16 protein-coding genes are annotated in these 19,236 nt (G+C 63.8%); 6 read left to right on the top strand and 10 right to left on the bottom strand.

The window, feature by feature from the left end; translation table 11 throughout:
• The first annotated feature begins 10 nt into the window (after nucleotides 1-10).
• The 4 genes from VMR39_RS12970 to VMR39_RS12955 are packed head-to-tail and all read left to right on the top strand — an operon-like array spanning nucleotide 11 to nucleotide 4,072.
• Entirely contained in the window at nucleotides 11-1,255 is a 1,245-nt protein-coding gene (locus VMR39_RS12970; RefSeq protein ID WP_325416414.1) for a glycosyl transferase, read from the top strand.
• Nucleotides 1,248-2,405 (top strand): glycosyltransferase family 4 protein, encoded by a 1,158-nt coding sequence (locus tag VMR39_RS12965; protein ID WP_325416413.1) that lies wholly within the window; start codon nucleotides 1,248-1,250, stop codon nucleotides 2,403-2,405. Before VMR39_RS12970 ends, VMR39_RS12965 begins: the two co-directional genes overlap by 8 nt.
• Nucleotide 2,406: 1 nt before the next feature.
• Complete coding sequence (locus VMR39_RS12960; RefSeq protein WP_325416412.1) at nucleotides 2,407-3,354, top strand: sulfotransferase; 948 nt, start codon at nucleotides 2,407-2,409, stop codon at nucleotides 3,352-3,354.
• A gap of 4 nt (nucleotides 3,355-3,358) precedes the next feature.
• Nucleotides 3,359-4,072 (top strand): response regulator transcription factor, encoded by a 714-nt coding sequence (locus tag VMR39_RS12955; protein ID WP_325416411.1) that lies wholly within the window; start codon nucleotides 3,359-3,361, stop codon nucleotides 4,070-4,072.
• 4 nt (nucleotides 4,073-4,076) lie between these two features.
• Here the strand turns inward: VMR39_RS12955 and VMR39_RS12950 are convergent, their stop codons facing one another.
• The 9 genes from VMR39_RS12950 to VMR39_RS12910 all read right to left on the bottom strand — a co-directional run bounded on the left by VMR39_RS12950 (nucleotide 4,077) and on the right by VMR39_RS12910 (nucleotide 15,971).
• Nucleotides 4,077-5,066, bottom strand: coding sequence for a DUF2891 domain-containing protein (locus VMR39_RS12950; RefSeq protein WP_325416410.1), 990 nt, complete (start codon nucleotides 5,064-5,066; stop codon nucleotides 4,077-4,079).
• On the bottom strand, nucleotides 5,063-6,001 hold the full coding sequence (locus VMR39_RS12945) for a DUF979 domain-containing protein (protein WP_179044779.1): 939 nt from the start codon (nucleotides 5,999-6,001) through the stop codon (nucleotides 5,063-5,065). The genes VMR39_RS12950 and VMR39_RS12945 overlap by 4 nt, the downstream gene beginning before the upstream one ends.
• Nucleotides 5,998-6,675, bottom strand: coding sequence for a DUF969 domain-containing protein (locus tag VMR39_RS12940; protein WP_325416409.1), 678 nt, complete (start codon nucleotides 6,673-6,675; stop codon nucleotides 5,998-6,000). The genes VMR39_RS12945 and VMR39_RS12940 overlap by 4 nt, the downstream gene beginning before the upstream one ends.
• A 618-nt stretch (nucleotides 6,676-7,293) precedes the next feature.
• On the bottom strand, nucleotides 7,294-9,867 hold the full coding sequence (locus VMR39_RS12935; protein WP_325416408.1) for a S9 family peptidase: 2,574 nt from the start codon (nucleotides 9,865-9,867) through the stop codon (nucleotides 7,294-7,296).
• 112 nt (nucleotides 9,868-9,979) lie between these two features.
• On the bottom strand, nucleotides 9,980-11,134 hold the full coding sequence (locus VMR39_RS12930; RefSeq protein WP_325416407.1) for a hypothetical protein: 1,155 nt from the start codon (nucleotides 11,132-11,134) through the stop codon (nucleotides 9,980-9,982).
• 15 nt (nucleotides 11,135-11,149) lie between these two features.
• Nucleotides 11,150-13,378 (bottom strand): TonB-dependent receptor, encoded by a 2,229-nt coding sequence (locus tag VMR39_RS12925; protein ID WP_325416406.1) that lies wholly within the window; start codon nucleotides 13,376-13,378, stop codon nucleotides 11,150-11,152.
• A 206-nt stretch (nucleotides 13,379-13,584) separates the two neighbouring features.
• Entirely contained in the window at nucleotides 13,585-14,013 is a 429-nt protein-coding gene (locus VMR39_RS12920) for an aconitase X swivel domain-containing protein (protein WP_325416405.1), read from the bottom strand.
• Complete coding sequence (locus VMR39_RS12915) at nucleotides 14,010-15,266, bottom strand: aconitase X catalytic domain-containing protein (protein WP_325416404.1); 1,257 nt, start codon at nucleotides 15,264-15,266, stop codon at nucleotides 14,010-14,012. Before VMR39_RS12915 ends, VMR39_RS12920 begins: the two co-directional genes overlap by 4 nt.
• 69 nt (nucleotides 15,267-15,335) lie before the next feature.
• Nucleotides 15,336-15,971, bottom strand: a complete 636-nt coding sequence (locus VMR39_RS12910; protein WP_325416403.1) for an XRE family transcriptional regulator — start codon at nucleotides 15,969-15,971, stop codon at nucleotides 15,336-15,338.
• A 354-nt stretch (nucleotides 15,972-16,325) separates the two neighbouring features.
• Between VMR39_RS12910 and VMR39_RS12905 the strand changes: the two genes are divergently transcribed.
• Nucleotides 16,326-17,204 (top strand): sulfite exporter TauE/SafE family protein, encoded by an 879-nt coding sequence (locus tag VMR39_RS12905; RefSeq protein ID WP_325416402.1) that lies wholly within the window; start codon nucleotides 16,326-16,328, stop codon nucleotides 17,202-17,204.
• Between the two features lie 57 nt (nucleotides 17,205-17,261).
• On the opposite strand, the gene VMR39_RS12900 is transcribed toward VMR39_RS12905, so the two are convergent.
• Nucleotides 17,262-17,870: a TetR/AcrR family transcriptional regulator gene (locus VMR39_RS12900; protein ID WP_325416401.1), complete on the bottom strand. Its 609-nt coding sequence runs from the start codon at nucleotides 17,868-17,870 to the stop codon at nucleotides 17,262-17,264.
• 224 nt (nucleotides 17,871-18,094) lie between these two features.
• Here VMR39_RS12900 and VMR39_RS12895 point away from each other — a divergent pair, with 224 nt between their 5' ends.
• Nucleotides 18,095-18,823, top strand: coding sequence for a Coq4 family protein (locus VMR39_RS12895; protein ID WP_325416400.1), 729 nt, complete (start codon nucleotides 18,095-18,097; stop codon nucleotides 18,821-18,823).
• Nucleotides 18,824-19,236: the final 413 nt, after the last annotated feature.

The raw sequence follows: 19,236 nt of genomic DNA, 5'->3' as shown, positions 1-19,236 counted from the left end.
GGAGGACAATATGGGAGGCGCCTGGTTCGTCCAACGCGACGAGACCCCGCTGGCCTTCGGCGCGCCCGCGCCGCAACGGCTCTGCTTCTTCTTCAACGCCCAGATTCACCAGCTGCTGCACGCGCTGCCGGTCGCGATCGAGCTGTCGCGCGACCCGGCCTTTGCAGTAGACCTGATGGCTGCCACGGACGAGCATCTGGCGCTGGCCCGCGATATCGTGGCGGCACGCGGCGCCGGGCCGATCCGCTTCCTGCGCTGTGGCGGGCGCTGGCTGGAGACGTTGGCGCGGCTCGCAGGCGGAACGACGCCGCCCAAGCTGCCGGTGCTGATCGCGGCGCGGCGGCGGCTTGCCGCCTATGATGCGATCGTGGTGCCGGAGCGGACCTCGCTGCTGCTCAAGCGCCTTGGTCTCAACGACACGCGCTTCATCCATACCTGCCATGGTGCGGGCGATCGGGCGGTCGGCTATGACCGGCGCGTCGCGCAGTTCGACTATGTCCTGCTCGCCGGCGACAAGCAGCGGCGGCGAATGCTGGACGAAGGGCTGATCCGCGAGGGTCATTATGCCATCACCGGCTATTCCAAGTTCGACCTGACGCAGGGGACGGGGCGGCAGCGGCTGTTTCCCAACGCCCGGCCGGTGGTCCTCTACAACCCCCATTTCTCGCCGACGCTATCGTCCTGGCCGGGCATGGGGCGAGACGTGATCGCGCGTTTTGCCGCCGACGATCGCTTCAACCTGATCGTCGCGCCGCATATCCGCCTGTTCGATCATCGTCGCCGACGGGCAGAGATGGAGCGGCTGCTGGCACCCTTTGCCGCATTGCCTCATGTCCATGTCGACCTGGGCAGCCGGGCGAGCGTCGACATGCGCTACGTCCATATGGCCGACCTCTATCTGGGCGACGTCAGCAGCCAGATATACGAATATCTGGCGCGGCCCCGACCCTGCCTGTTCCTGAACGGCCATCGCGCCGACTGGCATCACGATCCGAGCTATGGCCATTGGCGCTACGGTCCGGTGCTGGAAAGCGCCGCGCACATCGTCGACGAGGCGGAGGCGGCGATCGCCAGCCATGCCGCCTATGAAGCGGCGCAACGCCGCGGCGTCGCCCACACCTTCGATATGGGCGCCCAGCCGGCCTCCGTCCGCGCGGCGCGCGCGCTGGCCGCCTATCTCCACCGCAGCCGCCCCGCCGCCGCCGTCCAGCCGATGGCGGCCCTCACCCGACTGGAACCCCTGCCTCATGCCTGATTCCCCAACCCACATCTGGCCGTCGCATGTCTGGCTCGTCGCCCGCGTCTACGATCCCGATGAGGGCGGTGTGCAGACCTATGCGCGCGAGGTCGGCCGCGCCTATGCAGCCCAGGAGCGACGCGTCACCATTTTCGCCAAATCATCCGCCGGGCCGCGCCGGGTGCAGGAAGGCGGCGTGATGCTGGTCGATGTCGGCGCGGCGGCGATGCTGACCGTCTATTGGCGGCTGTTCCGGGCGATGCTGCGCGCCTGGATCGTCGGGGATCGACCCGACCTGATCCATGCCTGCACCTGGCGTGCGGCGCTGCCGGCGCTGTTCTTTCGCCGGCCGCTGGTCGTAACCGTCCATGGTCGTGAAGTCGGACGGCCGCGCGGGCTGGCCTTCCTGTTGCTGCGGCTGACCTTGGGCCGGGCGCATCGGGTCGTCGCCGTCAGCGACGTGACGCGCAACCTGCTGCTTGATCGCCTGCCGCATCTGGATGCCCGCGCCGTCACGGCCTGGAACGGGGTGGTGATGCCGGACCAGCGCGCGCCGACACCTTTCGCGCAGGGACAGGGCAGCCCGCAATTGCTGACCGTCTGCCGTCTGGTGGCGCGCAAGAATATCCCTGCCGCCGTCCGCGCGGTGATTCCCGGTGCGCGGCGTGACGAAGGGCTGCGCCATGTCATCGTCGGGCGCGGCGTCGACAGCGTCCGCGTTCGCGAGGTGATTCGCGAGGCGGACCTGTCCGACCGGATCATCATGGCGGGCTATGTCTCCGAAGCGGAACTGGCGCTGCACCATGCCCGGTCCGACATCTTCCTCCATCCGCAAATCGCGCTGGAGGATGGCGCGGAGATCGAAGGATTCGGCCTGTCGATCGCCGACGCCATGGCACGGGGCATGGTCTGCATCGTCGGGCAGGATGGCGGCCCGGCCGAACTGGTGCGCGACGGCGTCACCGGCTTCATCGTCGATGGCCGGTCGGTGGACGCGATCCGCGGTACGGTCGAACTGCTGGTGCGCGACCCCGCCTTGTGCCGCCGGATCGGCGATCGCGCACGGGCCTGGGCGCAAGCCAACCTCTCCTGGGACCGGCATGTCCGGCTCTGCCTGGAGGAAGCGGGCGACGCGCTGCCCACCACCGCCCTGCCGCAGGCCGCCTGACATGGGGGCGATCGTCCATATCGGCTATCACAAGACCGGCACGACCTGGTTCCAGCATGTCTTCTATCCGGCCGTCCGCAATCGCAACTACCTGCCGCGCAGGACCACCCGCGCTGCTTTCCTGGCGCCGGGCGCACTGCATTTCGACCCGGCCGAAGCACGGCATATATTGGGACAGGATCGGAATCGGGCGATTTTGTGCGAGGAGAATCTGACCGGCGGGCTGCATAATGGCGGGCTGGCCGGCGCGCTGTCCAAGGATGTCGCCCATCGCCTGCATGCGGCGCTGCCCGATGCCGACATCGTGATCTTCGTGCGCGATCCGGTGTCCGCCATCGGCGCGGCCTGGCTGCAATATGTGAAGGGGGGCGGCACGTTCGGCCTCAATCGCTATCTGTTCGGCCGTGATCGACTCAGCCCCGTCGCCCCCGAGCGCGACGAGGCGCCGGGTTTCCGGCTGGAGCATTTCGACTATCACCGGCTGATCGCCCATTATGACATGCTGTTCGGTCCGGACAGCGTCCATGTCTTTCGCTATGAGGATTTCCGCACCGATCCGCGTGGTTTCGCTTCCGCCTTCGCCGCGCGTTTCGGGCTGGAGATCGACCTGTCGCAGCTCGACTTCGATACGCGCAATCCTTCGCTCAGCCGGTCATTGCTGTGGCTGGCACGGGGCATGAACCTGTTCACCCGTCGCGCCGTCGCCGACAAGAGCTGGCTGATCCATATTCCCGGCTGGTATCGGCTGAGCCGCCGCCTGCTGCGTCGAGCGAACGCGTCGGGCCGCTTCGGACGGTCGCTGCGCACCGACGACCTGATGGACGGGCGGCTGGCCGCCCGACTGCGTGCCCATTATGCGCCGTCCGAAGCGATGCTCGCCGCGCGGCTTCGCTGGCAAACGCAAAGCGATCGGTCGGGGACGGTTGTGCGCTGGCGGCAGCGTCATTGAGGCGATGATCGCTCCCCACAAACGCCTGCTCATCGTCGATGACGATGCTCCGCTGACCGCCCTGCTGGCCGACCTGTTCGGCCGTTATGGCTTTTTCGCCGATGGCGCACCGACGGCCGGATCGATGCGGACCATGATGGCGCAGCATGACTATGCGCTGGTGGTGCTCGATCCGCTGGTCGATGCGGACAATGGCGGCGCGCTGCTGCGCGAACTGGTGGCCGATCATGGCCTGCCGGTGATCCTCCATTCGGTCGCCTGCACCGAAACGACGCGGATCGCGGCGCTGGAAATGGGTGCCGACGATTGCCTAAGCAAACCCGCCCATCCGCGCGAACTGCTGGCCCGCATCCGTACGGCGCTGCGCGGACGGGCGGAGCCGCAAGCCAGCCTCGCACCCGCCAGCGCGGCGCGCTTCGCCGGCTGGCGCGTCGACCTCCAGACCGGACAGCTGTTCGACCCCGCCGGTACCGCCGTACTGTTGTCCGACGGCGAGTTTCAGCTGCTGCGCGTCTTCATCGAGCATCCGCGCCAGGTGCTGGATCGCGCGCAATTGCTGGACGAGGTTCATGGCCGGACGAGCGAGCATTTCGACCGGTCGATCGACGTCCAGCTCTGCCGCCTGCGCCGCAAGCTCGCCGCCTCCGGCCTCAAGGGGCCGGTGATCCGCACCATCCGTAACGAAGGCTATATGTTCGTCCACGCTGTCAGCGCCTGAACCGTCACTCCAGCGCGAGCAGGGCGAAGGTCGCCAGCCAATGTTCGCCCATATAATCGCCCGCGACATGAGGCAGGCTGGCGTCGATATGGACGCGGGCGGCGTCCTGCGCGCACGCGAAGACGGGATCCCCTTCCCCCAGCGCGGACGCGATCGCGCGCCAGCACCAGGCGCGGCTGAGGTTGAGGCCGTCGAGATGCGCGATCTTGCCGTCGCTTCGGTCGGATACGGTCGCGGGGGTGAACAGCGTCTCCGGCTCGCCCTCGGCAAGGTTCGGCAGGAAAGCGTGGAACCATATCGCGAAATCCGTCGGTTCCAGCAGGCGGCTCATCAGCAGCGCCTCGCATAGGGCAGGAGACAGAAACTCGTCACCGCCCGGCTCCCAGGCCTGGCAGGCGCGGTCCTTGCCGAACCAGTCCAGCGCCCGGTCGCGGATCAGCGCGACGAGCGCAGGGTCGCGCTCCCGCGCCCAGCCCAGCGCCAGCACCAGCGCGAAGGCGATGTTGAAATGGGTGCCGACGCGCAGCGGATAGGTGAGCTTGGGCAGGAAAGCGTGGAAGCGCGCGGCGAAATCGGCGGCCAGCGGCTCCAGCGCCGCCGCCCAGGGCGCGTCATGCAGCGCCAGTTCCTGATGCAGGGCGAGCAGCCAGGCCCAGCCATAAGGTCGTTCGAACCCGGCGCTCATCGGACGGGCGAGATAGGCGCGCTCGCCCGCCACCTTGTCCGGCACCAGCATGGCGTCGGCGCGGGCGCGGATCGCAGCGGCTTCGGGCAGGTCGGGGAACAGGCGCATCAGCCGCATCACCTGCCACCAGCCATGGACGCAGCTGTGCCAGTCGAAACTGCCATGGAAGATCGGATGATGATCGGCCGGTGCGCGCGCATCTTCCGGCCCGTTCAGCACCAGATCCATCTTGAAGGGATAGCGCTTGCCGAGATGCGACAGGGTCAGCGTCGCGAAGCGGCCGGCAATGTCTTGGGTCAGGAGGTTCATGGGAAAGCCAGCCAGTAGATGAGGAGAATGTTGACGATCAGCAGCGGCAGCGCGGTGCCGACCTGCCGCTTGATGACGCCATGCTGGTCCTTCAGTTCCAGCAGGGCGGCGGGGACAAGGTTGAAGTTGGCCGCCATAGGCGTCATCAGCGTGCCGCAAAAGCCCGCCAGCATCCCAATGGCGCAGATGATCGCCGGATCGCCATGGTAAGTGCGGATCAGCAGCGGGATGCCGATCGCCGCGGTCATCACCGGAAAGGCGGCGAAGGCATTGCCCATGACGATGGTGAAGAGCGCCATGCCGACGCCATAGGCGATGACGGCGCCGATCAGGCTGCCCTGCGGGATCGCCTGCTGCACGATGCCGCCGACTGCTTCCCCCACGCCCGCGAGCGCGAACACCGCACCCAGGCTGGCGAGCATCTGCGGCAGGATCGCGGCCCAGCCGATGCAGTCCATCAGCCGCCGTCCCTGCTGCAACGGCACCTGTGCCCCGGCGCGCAGCCACAGGCAGCCCACCGTCATGGCGATGATGACGCCCAGCGCGAGCGCGATCAGCGTCGCCTGCTTGCCGTCGAACCAGCCCGGCGCCAGCTTGAAGAGGAAGGTGCCGATCAGAGCCGTCGCCGGGATGATGAGCGCGATGGCGAACAGGCGGTTGCCGAACCGGTCGGCGCGCGCCTGCCGTATCTCCGCCGGCACCACGCCATCGCCCCGGCTGAGGCCGCCCAGCGCGCCGATGCCGATCAGGCCCAGCACCAGCACACCGTTGCCAACATCGCCCAGCCGGTCGCCCGCCCACATGCTGAGCGCCAGCAGTCCCCAGAAGGCGGCGTTCATCCAGCGTCGCGGATGGGTACGGTCGCGCGCGCCAAGCAGGGCGAAGGCCGCGAACATGGCGCCAGCCACCGCATAGACCCAGTGCAGTGTGATCATGGCTGCGTCTCCGCCCGCCGCCGTTTCAGCCGCCGGTCGAGCCGCCAGAGACGGAACCCATGGATCAGGAAGGCCGCGATCGCGGTCGGGATCGCCCAGACCGACAGCTGGAGCGGCTCCAGCATGATGCCATATTGCTCCAGCAGACCCTTGATCAGCAGGATCGAACCGATGGCGAGGAAGATATCCTCGCCGAAGAAAAGACCGATATTGTCGGTCGCCGCCGCCCAGGCCTTCACTTCCTCGCGCTCCTGCTCGTTCAGCCCGCCCGCCTGCGCTTCCGCCGCCGCCTCCGCGATGGGCGCGACCAGCGGCCGCACCGTCTGGGGATGGCCCGCCACCGACGTCAGGCCGACCGCCGACAGCCCCTGACGCAGAGCCATGTAGAAGGCGAGGAACTGCCCGACGGTCGCGCCGCGCATCCGGGCGATCAGGCCGCGCGCCCGCTCCTGCAACCCGTTCGCTTCCAGCAGGCCGACCACGGGCAGCACGATCCAGATGATGCTGACATAGCGCGCATCGTTGAACGCCTTGCCGAAGGCAGCGAGGATGGCAAGCGGATCAAGCCCCGCTGCGATACCCGTGACCGCCGCCGAGGCAAGGATGACGAGCAGCGGATGAAAGCGCAGGACGAAGCCCGCGACGATCACCGCTATGCCGAGCAGCACCCACATGACCGGCGCGGCCTAGCGCTGCCGCCCATTCGTCGAAAGCATGGGGTCGGTCGCCAAGGTCACGGAAAGAAACATGGACTGAATACTCGCAAGACTGGCGGGCGCGATGGCCCTTGCCCCATGTTGCCCATCTGCCCCGGATCCCGCAACCCGGCAGGGCTTCCGATCAGCACACTATCGTCAGGACGAAACCATGTCTTAGAAAGTCAGTGGCGAAGAGGGAGGGATGAAAAATCGATCGAGGCACAGATTATGCCCGCGCCCCTACTCCCATTCCACATTGCTCGGCTGCCAGAGCAAGCTGAATACGAACCCGTCAACAACAGGCTGTAATCGGACAGATCGTCGTGTTCGAGCGGCCGTCACTCGATCCTGCCCGTACGACTCTCATTGCGGAAAAGAGACGTGCTTTGATCCCGGTCAAATGCGTATGTTAGAGCATTTTCGAAGCAGACGGTAACATCTGTCGGATCGGAAAATGCGGAAAACAAAAGAAACTTAGAGCATGATCGGATCATGCTCTAGACATGGCTACCCCGTGCGGGTCCGGTGAAACAGTCGACGACTGCATTGCGCAGCCGTCGGCCGGCCCGGCGACCAGGCAATCGACCGGCGCGTTTAGTATCCCGGTTCGGTGACGGGATAATTTGTCGGCGCGGGCTGTCCGGCAAGGTTTGTGACGAAATAATCCCAACTCCGCCGCATCACATAGGATGGAAGCTGATGTCCGGCCTCCGGCACCATGAGGAGGTCGAAATCCTTGCCTGCATTCGTCAGCGCATCGACAAGCCGGAGCGTCTGCGCCGGCGGGTTGTTGCAATCCATGTCGCCATGAACCAGCATAAGCTTGCCCTTCAGATTGGCGGCATAGCTGGCGTTGGCCTGCTGGGCATAACGCACACGATCGGCCTGCGTCTTGAGCGGACCCATATATTGTTCGCCCCAATACCATCCATAGGTGCGGAAATCATGGTTGCCCGCTTGCGCCACCCCGACCTTGAAGGCCTCCGGATGGGTAAGCAGTCCGGCCGCCGCCGCGAAGCCGCCGCCCGAGTGGCCCGTTATCCCCGCGCGATCCGCATCAATCCACGCATAGCGCTTCGCAAGCTGGCGAATGGCTGCGATCTGATCGGGCAGGCCGTTGTCGATCGCATTGCCGTAGAAATAATCCTGCATCGTCTTGGACCGCTGCGCCGTGCCGAGCGAATTCAGCTTGATGACGATGAAGCCGAGTTCGGCAAGCGACTGGCTCATCCCTTCGCCATGTGTCACACGCGGTTTGGACTGCTCGCGCGGTCCGATATTGTCTCCGCCCTGAAACGTCCAGTTGGCTCCAACGCTGCCCATGAACGGGCCAGGGTAGATGTTGACGACGATCGGATAATGTTTGGCCGGATCGAAATCACTCGGCTTATACATGACGCCGTAGAGATCTGTCTTGCCGTCCCTCGCCTTCACCGAGAAGGTTTCCGCAGGACGCCAGCCGATTGCGCGAAGCGCCGTGTCATGTCCGCGTGACAGTTCGATCAGCGCGCGACCGTCGGGCGCGCGCGCCGTCGTGACCGGTGGTGTGGTGATGCTCTGATGCCTGTCCAGGAAATAGCTGCCGTCGGGTGCAAAGGCGATGCCGTGATCGCCGTCCTCCGGCGTGAGGGCGGTCAGCCCGCGACCGTCGAATCCCACCCGATAGAGATGACGATCATAGGGATTTCCGGCAGCGCGGCCCATAGCTGTGAAATAGATGAGCTTGCGCGCGAAATCGACACGGATCAGCTCTGCGACCGAGTTTGCCCCCTTGTCGATCTGGTTGCGGAGTTTGCCGTCCGCGCCATAAAGATAAAGATGGCCCCAGCCATCGCGCTCGGAAAACCAGATGATATCCTTGCCTGTGGGAGAGACGGCGACAATTGTCTGCCGACCGCCATTGCCCATCTCGACATAGGTTTTCGATGTCTCGACGATCAGCGGCTTGGCCTGTCCTGTCGCCGCTTCCACCGCCGAGAACATGATCTTTGTCGGTCCACGATTGGATGACAGGATGTGAAGCCGTTGCGAGTCCTGTGTCCATTGTGCGCCGCCTGGTGCCAATACCGTTCCGGTCGGTGGCACGTCCATCTTCACGGCGCTTCGTGCGGCTACGTCGACCACGAACAGATCATATTGCGGAATATGGTCCGCCCCCGGCGCCGCATAGAAATAGCTGTGATCGACAGGCTGGTCCGATGTCGACGAATAGAGCGGATAGACACCGACGCCGCGCAGATCCTCGCGCCGCACCAGCAGTTTTGACGAGTCCGGCGACCAGGTCATCGAAGCGCGCGTAGGGCGGTAGCGATCGGCATCGAGCGTCGCATGCTCGGCCCCCAGTTTCCACCGCGGCCCGTAGCTGTAGAGGCGCGAGCCGTCCTGCGTCAGGGCGATCGCCCCTGCCGGCGGCGGCATATAATCGGGTTCCGCGGTGACGACCGGCCCGGCCGGTGCGCGCCAGTCGCAATTCCCGCGCTGCCCGGTCGGCCTGAAGCTCGCAATATCCTCGCTGTCGCCAGACATCGGGAAAGCATAGTTGCCGTCACTATCGCTTAGCGCTGCACGGTAGGATGTTCCGTCGCCCTGCGCTGCGTCGCTTGGCCGGACATACAGATTATAGTTCCAGACGAAGGCATCCCATTTGCCGTCGGGCGAACGGACCGCCCATTGGGGAACCGATTCGCCAACAGGCGAAGGTGTTGCGCGGCAGACCATGGTGGCCACGACACAGCGATACTCTTCCGCGCCGACACGCGCGACCACCGTCGATGCGTCGGTCAGGCGCCAGGCGGGGAGTTGATCGTGATCGACATTCGTGCGCGATGCCTTTGAAAGCGCGGTCGCCAGTCCCGCCAGCGTGAACAGGGCCCGCTTCGAGACTTTCGCAGGATCGACCAGGAAGATGGTGCCTGGCTGTTCGTCATCGGCGAACGAACGATAATAAAAGCTTCGTCCGTCGGGCAGCCAGTGGGGGAAGATGGCCCCGCCGATCCTCCGGTTGTCGAACGATCTTATCCTGTCAGCGCGGGCATAATCATCTGCCGTCGCGGCCGCAGCGATGATCGGCTGGGCCAGCGATATCGCGGACAGCAACAGAGTCAGGGTCCGGCGCAGACCGGGACATGGCACCGGTCCAATCTTTAGACCCATGAACAGACTGGTCATTCTTGTCTCCCCGGACAGCCGTGCGCAGTCCATGACGATTTCTGGAGAGGCCGATCCGACTGCGGGGGATCGACCGCTCTCCGTGTTTTTGATCTTCGCGCCTTCCGAACCGTCAATTGATGCCATCCGACGGGAAACCGCTCGACGAAGCCATGCCGGCGTGCCGCCGCCAGGCCAGTATGGCGACCGCCAGATCGGACGCCGCGACGCCGACCGATTTGAACAAGGTGATTTCCTCGACGCCCGCCCGTCCGAGTTGCGCGAGGGCAAGGTCCGCAAAATCCCCTTTCACAAACTCCTGCGTCACGACACCTCGCGATATCGGATCGGTCAGGTCACCCGCTTCGTTCAGCACCGCAACGCGATCATCGACATAGACCGTGCTGCGCAACAGACCGGCATCGTCGATCTCCCGCATGTCAGGGCGATATCCACCCACCAGATCGACATGAGCGCCCGCAGAAAGCCATCGCCCTTCGATCAGACCGTTCGTCGCGCGCGTGGCCGCGCTGACGATATCGCCTTTGCGCACCGCTGTTTCGAGGTCGGCCGCCACCTCGACCTCGATGTCGGGCCGGCCCAGCCGCTCGACGATATGTCTGGCCGCCGCAGCCGCCGCATCTGCACGACGCGCCCAGACGATCACCTTGTCGATCGGGCGGACCGCGGCGTGCGCGGCGGCGAGGTAGGGAATGATGTGCCCGGCACCAAGCAGGGTGAGCGTCCTTGCATCGGCGCGCGCAAGCCGTGCCGCAGCCGCAGCCGCGACGCCGGCCGTCCGCCAGGCCGTCAGTTCGCTCGCGTCCATGGTCGCCAGGGTCGTGCCGTTGCTCATATCTACGAGCGTGAACAGTCCCGCGATCACCGGATGCTGCGAGCCGGCGTTGCTGGGCACCACCGTCAGCATCTTCACACCCGAATAGGGTGCCGATATGATCGGCATGACGATGAGTTCGCGGCCGTCGCTCTGCGCTAGCCGCTGCCGCAGCGGCGTGACAGGCCGCGAACGGAAGAAGTCGATCAGGCTGTCCACCACCGGAGCATCTTGCAGCACCCGGCGCAGCTGCAATGCATCCAGATGCAGCGGCGCCGATCCATCCGTCGACGGCTCCGTCATCGCCGACCCGCCGGTCGGAACACGGGACCGGTCCGCCACGCCCTCCAATGCGTGACGGCCGCCGTCGAACTCCGCACCGGCGGTCCGGCCGGTGCGAGGATATGTTCGACAGACCTGTTCCGGACCAGTCCCGTGGCCATCATCGTTCACGTCCGATCGACGAGGTCAGTAAGAGACGTCGAAGGTCAGGCGCACAGTGCGTGGCCGGATCGTGCCGAGCTGGTCATAATAGGTTCCTACCCCCAAAAGCTCCCCGAAATATCTTGGGAACGTATAATCGTCCGTGATGCCACGCTTGTCGAAAAGATTGTCGGCAGCCAGCGTCAGTCTCCACGCACCGCCATCCACGCCAGTCCGCAGTCCGAACGTTTCAAAGCCCGGGATCAGGACATAGGGCGTATTGACGCTCAAGCGATAGCTATTGGGCCGGTTCGTGCTGAAGGTGAAGGTTCCGCCGACAAAACCCGTGAGCGTGTCCGAAAGCGGGCGTTCATAGTCAGCGGTAAGGGAGCCCGCCCATCTCGGCGCGCCCGCCATCCGCTCGCCGGGCACGGCACCGACGCCGGTCCGCTCGTCCGACGTGATCTTCGACGCGGTGTAGGACAGCGTTCCTCCCAATGTCAGTCCGTCCACCGGCGTTACGGAACCCGATGCTTCGAACCCCTTGCTTTGCGCCGTGCCGTTGTTGCCGCGGAAGGTCAGGCGATTGACGATCAGGGGCAATTGGATGGACGACCAGTCGATATAGAAGGCGGAAAGGGCGAAACTGGCTTTCTTGTCGCTGGTGCTGAACTTGATGCCCGCTTCGTAGTTCGTCAGCTCTTCCGGTGCGAACGAGGGCGGAATCGCCTGCCCGACTGCGAAGAAGTTCGGACCGCCTGCACGATAGCCTGTCGATATGTTGGCATATAGCAGGACATCTTCGACCGGATGATAGCGACCGGTTACGCTCCACGTCACCTTGCTGTCGCTGGAAGCACCGCTGCGGCCGTTGAATTGACCGGAGTTATTTGTTCCGATGCCGTCCTGCTTGTTATGGCTGTAGCGTATGCCTGCCGCGATATCGAGCATGGGGCTGAAATAATAGGTTGCGTTGGCAAACGCAGCCGTCTCCTTATAGTCTGCGATCGTACCACTGGTTGAAGTTTCGAGCGGCTGCCCGGTTCCCAGGTCCAACAAGATATCGGTCGACGCCCGATTATAGGATTCCTTCGTGTAGAAGCCTCCGATTTGCCATTCGAGGCCGGTCCCCGCGACACTGGCGGACTGCAATCGAATTTCCTGAACGAATTTGTTATTCCTGCCCTGGAACACCGAACTATATTGGGATGAGGGGCTGAGCGCGACAGACGTGCTGGCACGACGAAACCGTTGCCGGGTCAGAGCCGACGAAGAGACAAGCGTGGCGAAGTCGAAATCATAGTTCACGACCGCATTGTAGAGATTGAAGCGGTCCGAAAGCCCCTCGGCAATGGGGCGGGCCTGGGTCAGATCTCCGAACGCAGGCTTCAACGTGGTGCGAAGCGCGTCTACGGAAGAGTCGCCACCCGTGGTCAGACGCTGGGTCAAGGCCGTCAGCTTGACGACCAGATCGTCGACCGGCCGCAATTCCAAAATGGCACGGCCGCCGCGGTTCTTCGCCCAATTAACATCGTCGTCGTTCAACGATACATTGTCGATGTAACCGGCGTCCTTTCGGTAGAATCCGACCACGCGCAGCGCCGCCCAATCGGCCAGCGGCAGGTTGACCATCGCCTTGCCGGAATAGTCGTTGCTGCCCTTATGCACCGAACCCAGACCGACCTGGCCGGCTGCGGCCACACGATCGAACTGCGGCGCCTTGGTCACATATTTGATCACGCCGCCCAGCGCATTGGCGCCGTAGAGCGTGCCTTGCGGTCCCTTGAGAACTTCGATCCGCTCCAGATCAAATGGATCGGGATCCGTATTGATGTCGCCGGACAAGGAGGATGTGGCCGCAGCGTTCAGCGGCACTTCGTCCATATATGTCGCGACGGAACTGCTTGGCTGCGTTGTGCCGACGTTCACGCCACGAATGCTGATCTGAGTCCGGCCCGGCGTGACGCTCTGGAACGAGACGCCCGGAGTCAGTCGGCTGAAATCCTGAAAGGAGTTGATGCCGAGTTCCGAAAGCCTGTCGCCACTCAGCGCCGTGATCGAGCCACCGACATTGGATATGCTTTCGCTGCGCTTCGAGGCTGTCACCACGATCTCGTTAGACTTGTCGTCTTCAGCCGGCGCGCTTTGGGCCAAGGCAGGGGCGGCATGAATGGCAAGCAGGGCAGCGCCGCTTGCAAGAGCGATCAGGCGCCGCGCCTGCGCGCGCCCGTTCCCCGAATTGGCGGCCGCTGGCCGCTTTGAACCCAGAACCATCATACCCCCCTTTTGTGATCGATGAGCCAATCTGTCATAAATTTTCCATTTTGTCGAAATTTATTTTTAATGGAAAAACAGGGAAATGAGGCAGCGTCGGTCATCCGTGCCGTTCAGCACCAATAATCGTCCCGGTTTGATTCGGTTGACAGCATGTCGATCTCGGCCGGCCGAGGCACTGCCGTTTTCCATAACGGAAAATTCCGTCACAAGGCGGCGGTGTTCCACGCAATCCGGCCGTCTGGCGCAACCGATATGACCACGTCCTTCGGTACCCGCCTCTGCGCATCGGCCGGCATTTGGATCATCGGCGGCGTGTGCCATGCCATTTCCTGGGCGACGAGGATGCCAAGGGCCAGGATCGCATCCGCCTCATGCAGGATGATCGCGGCGGGCGCCGCGCCGCGATGGATCAGCTCCAGCAATACCGAGCTTGCCGAAGACGATCCACGCAGTTCGCGAATCAGGAGCACGCGGCCGGAAACCGACTCGCCATGGGCCGCGTTGCGCGGCTCCAGCAGCCGGCCGTCCTCGGGTGAGACGCCGCCCCAGAAGCTGATCGGCTCTTCCAGATGCAGCGCGGGGCCACTGACCGACCGAAGCGGGCTGGCCGGAATGAGGAGGGTGGCGCTCATGCCGTCGCTCCGACATGCCAGTGACCGCTGACCGCACTTTCGACGCAATCGCTCAGCGGCGCGAACAATACGTCATAGCCTGTGTTGCCTGGCGTGTAATGGGCGAACTTTCCCGAATTGGTGACCAGCAATCCGTTTGCCGCCGGCAGGATCGGCGTCACGACGATACAGGTATCGGCGACGATCACTACGCCACGGGCCGCCAGCTCTTCCTCCAGGCCTTCAGATCGAATCTCCGCCAGCGCATGACGGCCCGTGCAGGCATAGATCGGTACAGCGCATCTGCGCCCCCCAAGCAGTCCCGCCAGCTCGCGCAGTTCGGCGGCGGACAGATGCGGGCTGCCGATGGCAACGGCATCGATGGCCTCGCCAGGTCTCGCGCCCGACGTCGACAGGCGCCCGCGCGCCTCGCGCAACATGTCCGCCGTCACGCGAAGGGTTTCGCGCGGCGCCACACCGCCGAAGGCCGTCGCCACGTCGGGCGCTTCCGGGGTCAGTCCGACGATGTGGAACAGGCCGACCGCGCCGCTGGAAGCCGCGGCAGCGCCGAGCGCCTTTAACTGGTCCTCGCCCGTCTTGGGCACGCCAATCAGCGCCGCGACCTCCGCGCCGACCGCATGACCGAGCCAGGCTCCCAGGATCGGCCAGGCGGAATCGTCCGCCCAGAAGCTCCGGGGCACAGCCGACATGTCCACCGCGATCGTCGCCAGGCGTTTTTCCGGCAGATGAAACCCCGTTCGAGGCGCACGGCCGGTGATGGCCGCACAGATGTCCAAGAAGTCGCCATAGCGGTTGGTACGCGCGCCGAGCACGGAATTGCAGAAAGCGACAGCATTGCTCTCGCCCCAGGCGACATCTTCGCCCGGCGCGGGACGATGGCCCGCCTGATAGGGCGCACATGTCCAGGTTTGCCGGCAACCGAGCGCGACATAGGCCTGCATCATCCGCCTAGCCATCGCCGCGGCGTGGGGCGCAAGCCGGTCGCGCTTGTGATGGATGAGATCGAGCGCTCCTACATTGAGCGTCGTCGGCACGCACACTCGGGCGCCGTCGGCAACCAGGCGCTCGGCGAACAGAGCGCCGCTGTCGCCATGATAGAGGCAGCCGTCGATATGCGCTGACGCGATTGGGATCAGCGCGTCCGCGCCCAGAAGTTCGGCGGTCCGGACGAGGATGCGCATGGCGAGCGCCATTCCCGGCCCCGCCGCGCCATCGCGCATGGCCCGATCGTCCCTGTCCAGACTGAGGACCATGAGTTTTCGCGCTCCCCTTTTGTTATTTCCCTTATGGAAAATTTTTTCCTTAAGGGCAAGAGCGAAAACTCAGCTTTGCGCAGGCAATGCCACCGGCAGATCCAACGGATTGTCATTCGGGATCGGGCTCGATGCGATGGTGAGGATACGGGCCGGGCCATCGCCAGCGTTGAGATAGGCATGGCCAATATTGCTGTCGAAATAGACCGATTCTCCGGCCTTCAGTTTGAGCGGCGCATAGAGTTCGGTATGCAACTCGACCTCGCCCTCGATCACGAAGGCAAATTCCTCGCCCGCATGGCGCAGAAGGCCGTCAAAAGCCTGTACCGATCGCGCGTGCAGGTCCATCACGATCGGCGAGAAGCGCTTGTTGATAAGATCTTCCGCCAGGTAGCGGTAGCTGTACACGCCCGCTTCGATCGTGAAACCGTCCCCGTCGCGCTGGACGCTGCGGCGCCCCAGCAGGGCATGGGATGCCGTGCTGCCATCGCTCGCGCCGGAAAATAATCGGGCAATGTCGACCTGTAATGAACCGGCAAGTTCGATCAGCTTGTCATAGGTGAGCGATCGCTGGCCGTTTTCTATCTTCGACAGGGTCGATATGGCGAGTCCAGTATGCTTGCTGGCCTCGGCGAGGCTCCATCGGCGCTCCTTGCGTATCGCCCGCAGTGCGGACCCCAGTGTGCTCCTGGCTGTCCCGGTCATGCTATGCTCGTCCTCCCCGCGCCACCCGAATTTCTTCGCAAGCCCTTATGCGCCGGTCGTCCGGGTATAGGCAATAATTATCCGGAAAGGAAAATCGTCCAGATGCCATCACGCGCGTAGCCACACCGGTCGGCCGATGGAGGCCGGAGGCGTGAAAAGCCAGAGCGGGCCGATTTCGGTCATGCAAAACAATCTTCCAAACGTACCCCGAGTGCGCCCAAAACTTCGTCCGCACATGTACCAGCTGTTGATTTCTTTTTTGTCTAACTATTTCCATATTGTCAAATCCATCGTCACCGCATAGCCTTGCTCCGGCCGTCAGAAGATCACGGTCCCTCTCACTGGAACAGAAGCATGATTCTGACCCTTTTGCTGACGGCCCTGGGTATCACGGCGATCATCTATATGGTGGCGCTGATGCGCGGCCTCGCTGCGCAGGCGCTGCGCCGCCCCCGCATCGAAGCCGTCATATTGGGTGCCGTCACCAATTTCTTCGATACGCTCGGCATCGGGTCGTTCGCACCAACGATGGCCTGGCTGAAGTTTCGTCGGCTCGCGCCCGATCGCCTGATCCCACCGACGCTTCTTGCCGGCCATGCGTTGCCCACCATTGTCCAGTCGGCCATCTTTCTCGCCTTGCTGGGCGTCGAGGTGGATCCGCTGCTACTTCTCGGGTGCATCATTGCGATGGTACTCGGAGGCTTTCTGGGCGTTCCGCTGGCGGAGCGGGCGCCTGTCAGGGTCGTCCAGATCATCGTCGCGCTCGCCCTGCTCATCGCTGCCGGCTTCTACACGGCGACCAATCTGGCGCTGATGCCGGGCGGCGGGCAGGCATCCACCCTGCCCCTGACGCTGACGCTGCTCGCGATCGCTCTTCAACTGGTTCTTGGCATTTTACAGAATTTTGGCGTCGGCGCTTATGCGCCGACACTGGTTGCGCTCAGCCTGTTCGGCATGGACCCGCGCTATGCATTCCCGATCATGACGAGTGCAGTCGCGTTCAGCATCAGCGCCTCTGCGATCCGACGGGTCAGAAGCCGCGATCTGGATTTGCGGTTCGCCACGGGCATGGCGATCGGCGGCGTTCCCGCCGTCCTGATCGCCGCTTTCCTGGTCCGCTCCATGCCCATCCTCATCCTGCGCTGGCTGGTCGTGGCGGTTGTATTATATGCAGCGCTCATCCTGATCCGCTCGGCCGTGACGCCAAAGAGGCAACCTCCCTCCGAAATTTAGTCGACCATTCGTACGATAAGCACTCTTCGCCACCATCCGAACGACGTGGTGGAGTGGCTATCCAACGAAGCTGACGACCAATCGCGCCAGCGCCTGCTCGATCTCGGCCTGAGGTGGAGATTTGTCTCCTTCGCTTATCATGGCGCGCAAAACCCCTCCAAAAGCGTGTGCCATAACGAATGCATCAGCCGCGTTCAGGGGCTGTCGAATTGCGCCCCTCTCATGATGACCCGACAACATCGCAATCAGCTGGGTGAACAGGGGCGACAGCCGACTGCCGCCCCGGCTCAGCGAATGCGCCATGACAATCCGGTGCGCTCCGTGGCGCTCGCCATAGCTGGCCGCGACCGCCCGGATGACCGCCGTGATCCGATGATCGGCCGTCGTTATGCCTTGGTCTGCCATGACCTCAAGGACACGCTCGGACATGGCTGCCATCTCCTTGTCGGCAAGCGTATCGAGGATCGCCTCCTTATTGGCGAAATATTGGTAAAGGGTTCCGATGCTGACCCCGGCGGCAGCGGCAATGGCATTGGTCGTGAGCGTATCGAGACCATCTTTTTCCAAAAGACGGATCGTCGCCTCCAATATGAGTTCCACTTTGTAGCGCGACCGCGCCTGATGCGGCCGGCGGGCGCCAACCTGCTGATTTTCCTTGCTCTGCATTGGCTATCCGTAAGGCGTCGAACGCGAGTTTGTGAAAGTGAGCTTTGCTCATATTACTGGCGCCAACGGAAACGGCAAGGGTCGTGTTCCACCAAGGAGACGCCATCATGATCATCCTGGTTATTGGGTTGCTGGCATCGACCGTCACCACCTGGTGGCACCGTCGCACCAACCGTTCATCGAAGGCCTGAAGTACCGCTTCGACATTCCCAGGGAGTTATTCCATGACGACCATCACCTCCACATTCGATAACTCAGGGCGCAAGGACTGGCGCGCGGCCTTCTCCGCTCTGCGCGGCCTGCTGTCCGACGCCAACGACACGGCGCAGGTCTTCCGGATCATGCGCGCACTGAACGCCGGCACGGCCAAGGCAGGGTATGACAAGCTGCTGCTCACAGCCAAAGGCGGCATGATTGCTTCCAGGCATGTTGAGCTTGCCGATCGCCTCTCCGACCCGGCGTTCATCGGGCAGTTTTCGGAAGGGAGCCTCGGCGCCGCTTATGCGCGCTTCCTGGCCGAGACGGGATATTCCGCACAGGGCCTGGCAGCTGTCAGCAGGACGGACGATCTCTCACGGGAGGTGGAGCATCCCTATGCATGGTTCGCGCGGCGCACGCGGGACATTCACGACATCTGGCATATTCTGACCGGCTACCGGTCTGACGATCCGCTGGGCGAGGCCTGCCTGACCGCCTTTTCCTATGCGCAGACGGGTGGCCTGGGTTGGGCGATGATCGCGGTCGGCGGAGCAGTTCAGGCCTGGCGGTCACCGGTGGGCTTTGGCGGCGTCCGCGCAGTCTGGGAAGGCTATCGTCGCGGCCGCCGCGCTGCATGGTTGCAGGGCGAGGATTATGAGCAGTTGCTGGCGGAGCCACTGGTTTCCGTTCGCGAGCGCCTCAACATCCCTCCTCCTGTCGCCTATGATGCCAGACTACCGCGGCGCGGCTTGTAAATGGCCGATCCTGGCGAAAACCGACATGCCCGCTGCGGCACGGGAATGACCTGCGTGGGTGACAGCCGCCGGAATAGCTAACGGCCTGTACCCGAGAGGCGAGGTGTGACCACAGATTGGGCTTTTCCGAATCGCGCGTGAAAGGGATTGCCCGCAAAACGCCTGCGGAAGGGTGTGGCGACCACTGCGGCCGTGCTGGTGAACCAAGCGTCAGTAATCAGGAGGAAAAAGTCGAGATCCGTGGACTTCTGTACACCCCTGTGGAGGGGTAAGTGGCGGAGAGGGAGGGAAGCCCATTTCCTGATCTCGAACGGCCTGATCTCAGCCGCAGGTCTGTGTGCCATAATAGCAGATTGTAGCGTCGATGTGGAGCGGGGGTTCGAGGGACGTGCGCTCCGTCGAACCGTCGCGAT

Origin of the sequence: Sphingobium sp. (assembly GCF_035511395.1) — a bacterium.
GTDB lineage: Bacteria > Pseudomonadota > Alphaproteobacteria > Sphingomonadales > Sphingomonadaceae > Sphingobium.
This window is presented reverse-complemented; position numbering and strand designations above follow the sequence as displayed.

Coding starts and splice junctions, on each gene's coding strand:
- VMR39_RS12970 (WP_325416414.1), top strand. CDS start 11: ATGGGAGGCGCCTGGTTCGTCCAACGCGACGAGACCCCGCTGGCCTTC.
- VMR39_RS12965 (WP_325416413.1), top strand. CDS start 1,248: ATGCCTGATTCCCCAACCCACATCTGGCCGTCGCATGTCTGGCTCGTC.
- VMR39_RS12960 (WP_325416412.1), top strand. CDS start 2,407: ATGGGGGCGATCGTCCATATCGGCTATCACAAGACCGGCACGACCTGG.
- VMR39_RS12955 (WP_325416411.1), top strand. CDS start 3,359: ATGATCGCTCCCCACAAACGCCTGCTCATCGTCGATGACGATGCTCCG.
- VMR39_RS12950 (WP_325416410.1), bottom strand. CDS start 5,066: ATGAACCTCCTGACCCAAGACATTGCCGGCCGCTTCGCGACGCTGACC.
- VMR39_RS12945 (WP_179044779.1), bottom strand. CDS start 6,001: ATGATCACACTGCACTGGGTCTATGCGGTGGCTGGCGCCATGTTCGCG.
- VMR39_RS12940 (WP_325416409.1), bottom strand. CDS start 6,675: ATGTGGGTGCTGCTCGGCATAGCGGTGATCGTCGCGGGCTTCGTCCTG.
- VMR39_RS12935 (WP_325416408.1), bottom strand. CDS start 9,867: ATGACCAGTCTGTTCATGGGTCTAAAGATTGGACCGGTGCCATGTCCC.
- VMR39_RS12925 (WP_325416406.1), bottom strand. CDS start 13,378: ATGGTTCTGGGTTCAAAGCGGCCAGCGGCCGCCAATTCGGGGAACGGG.
- VMR39_RS12920 (WP_325416405.1), bottom strand. CDS start 14,013: ATGAGCGCCACCCTCCTCATTCCGGCCAGCCCGCTTCGGTCGGTCAGT.
- VMR39_RS12915 (WP_325416404.1), bottom strand. CDS start 15,266: ATGGTCCTCAGTCTGGACAGGGACGATCGGGCCATGCGCGATGGCGCG.
- VMR39_RS12910 (WP_325416403.1), bottom strand. CDS start 15,971: ATGACCGGGACAGCCAGGAGCACACTGGGGTCCGCACTGCGGGCGATA.
- VMR39_RS12905 (WP_325416402.1), top strand. CDS start 16,326: ATGATTCTGACCCTTTTGCTGACGGCCCTGGGTATCACGGCGATCATC.
- VMR39_RS12900 (WP_325416401.1), bottom strand. CDS start 17,870: ATGCAGAGCAAGGAAAATCAGCAGGTTGGCGCCCGCCGGCCGCATCAG.
- VMR39_RS12895 (WP_325416400.1), top strand. CDS start 18,095: ATGACGACCATCACCTCCACATTCGATAACTCAGGGCGCAAGGACTGG.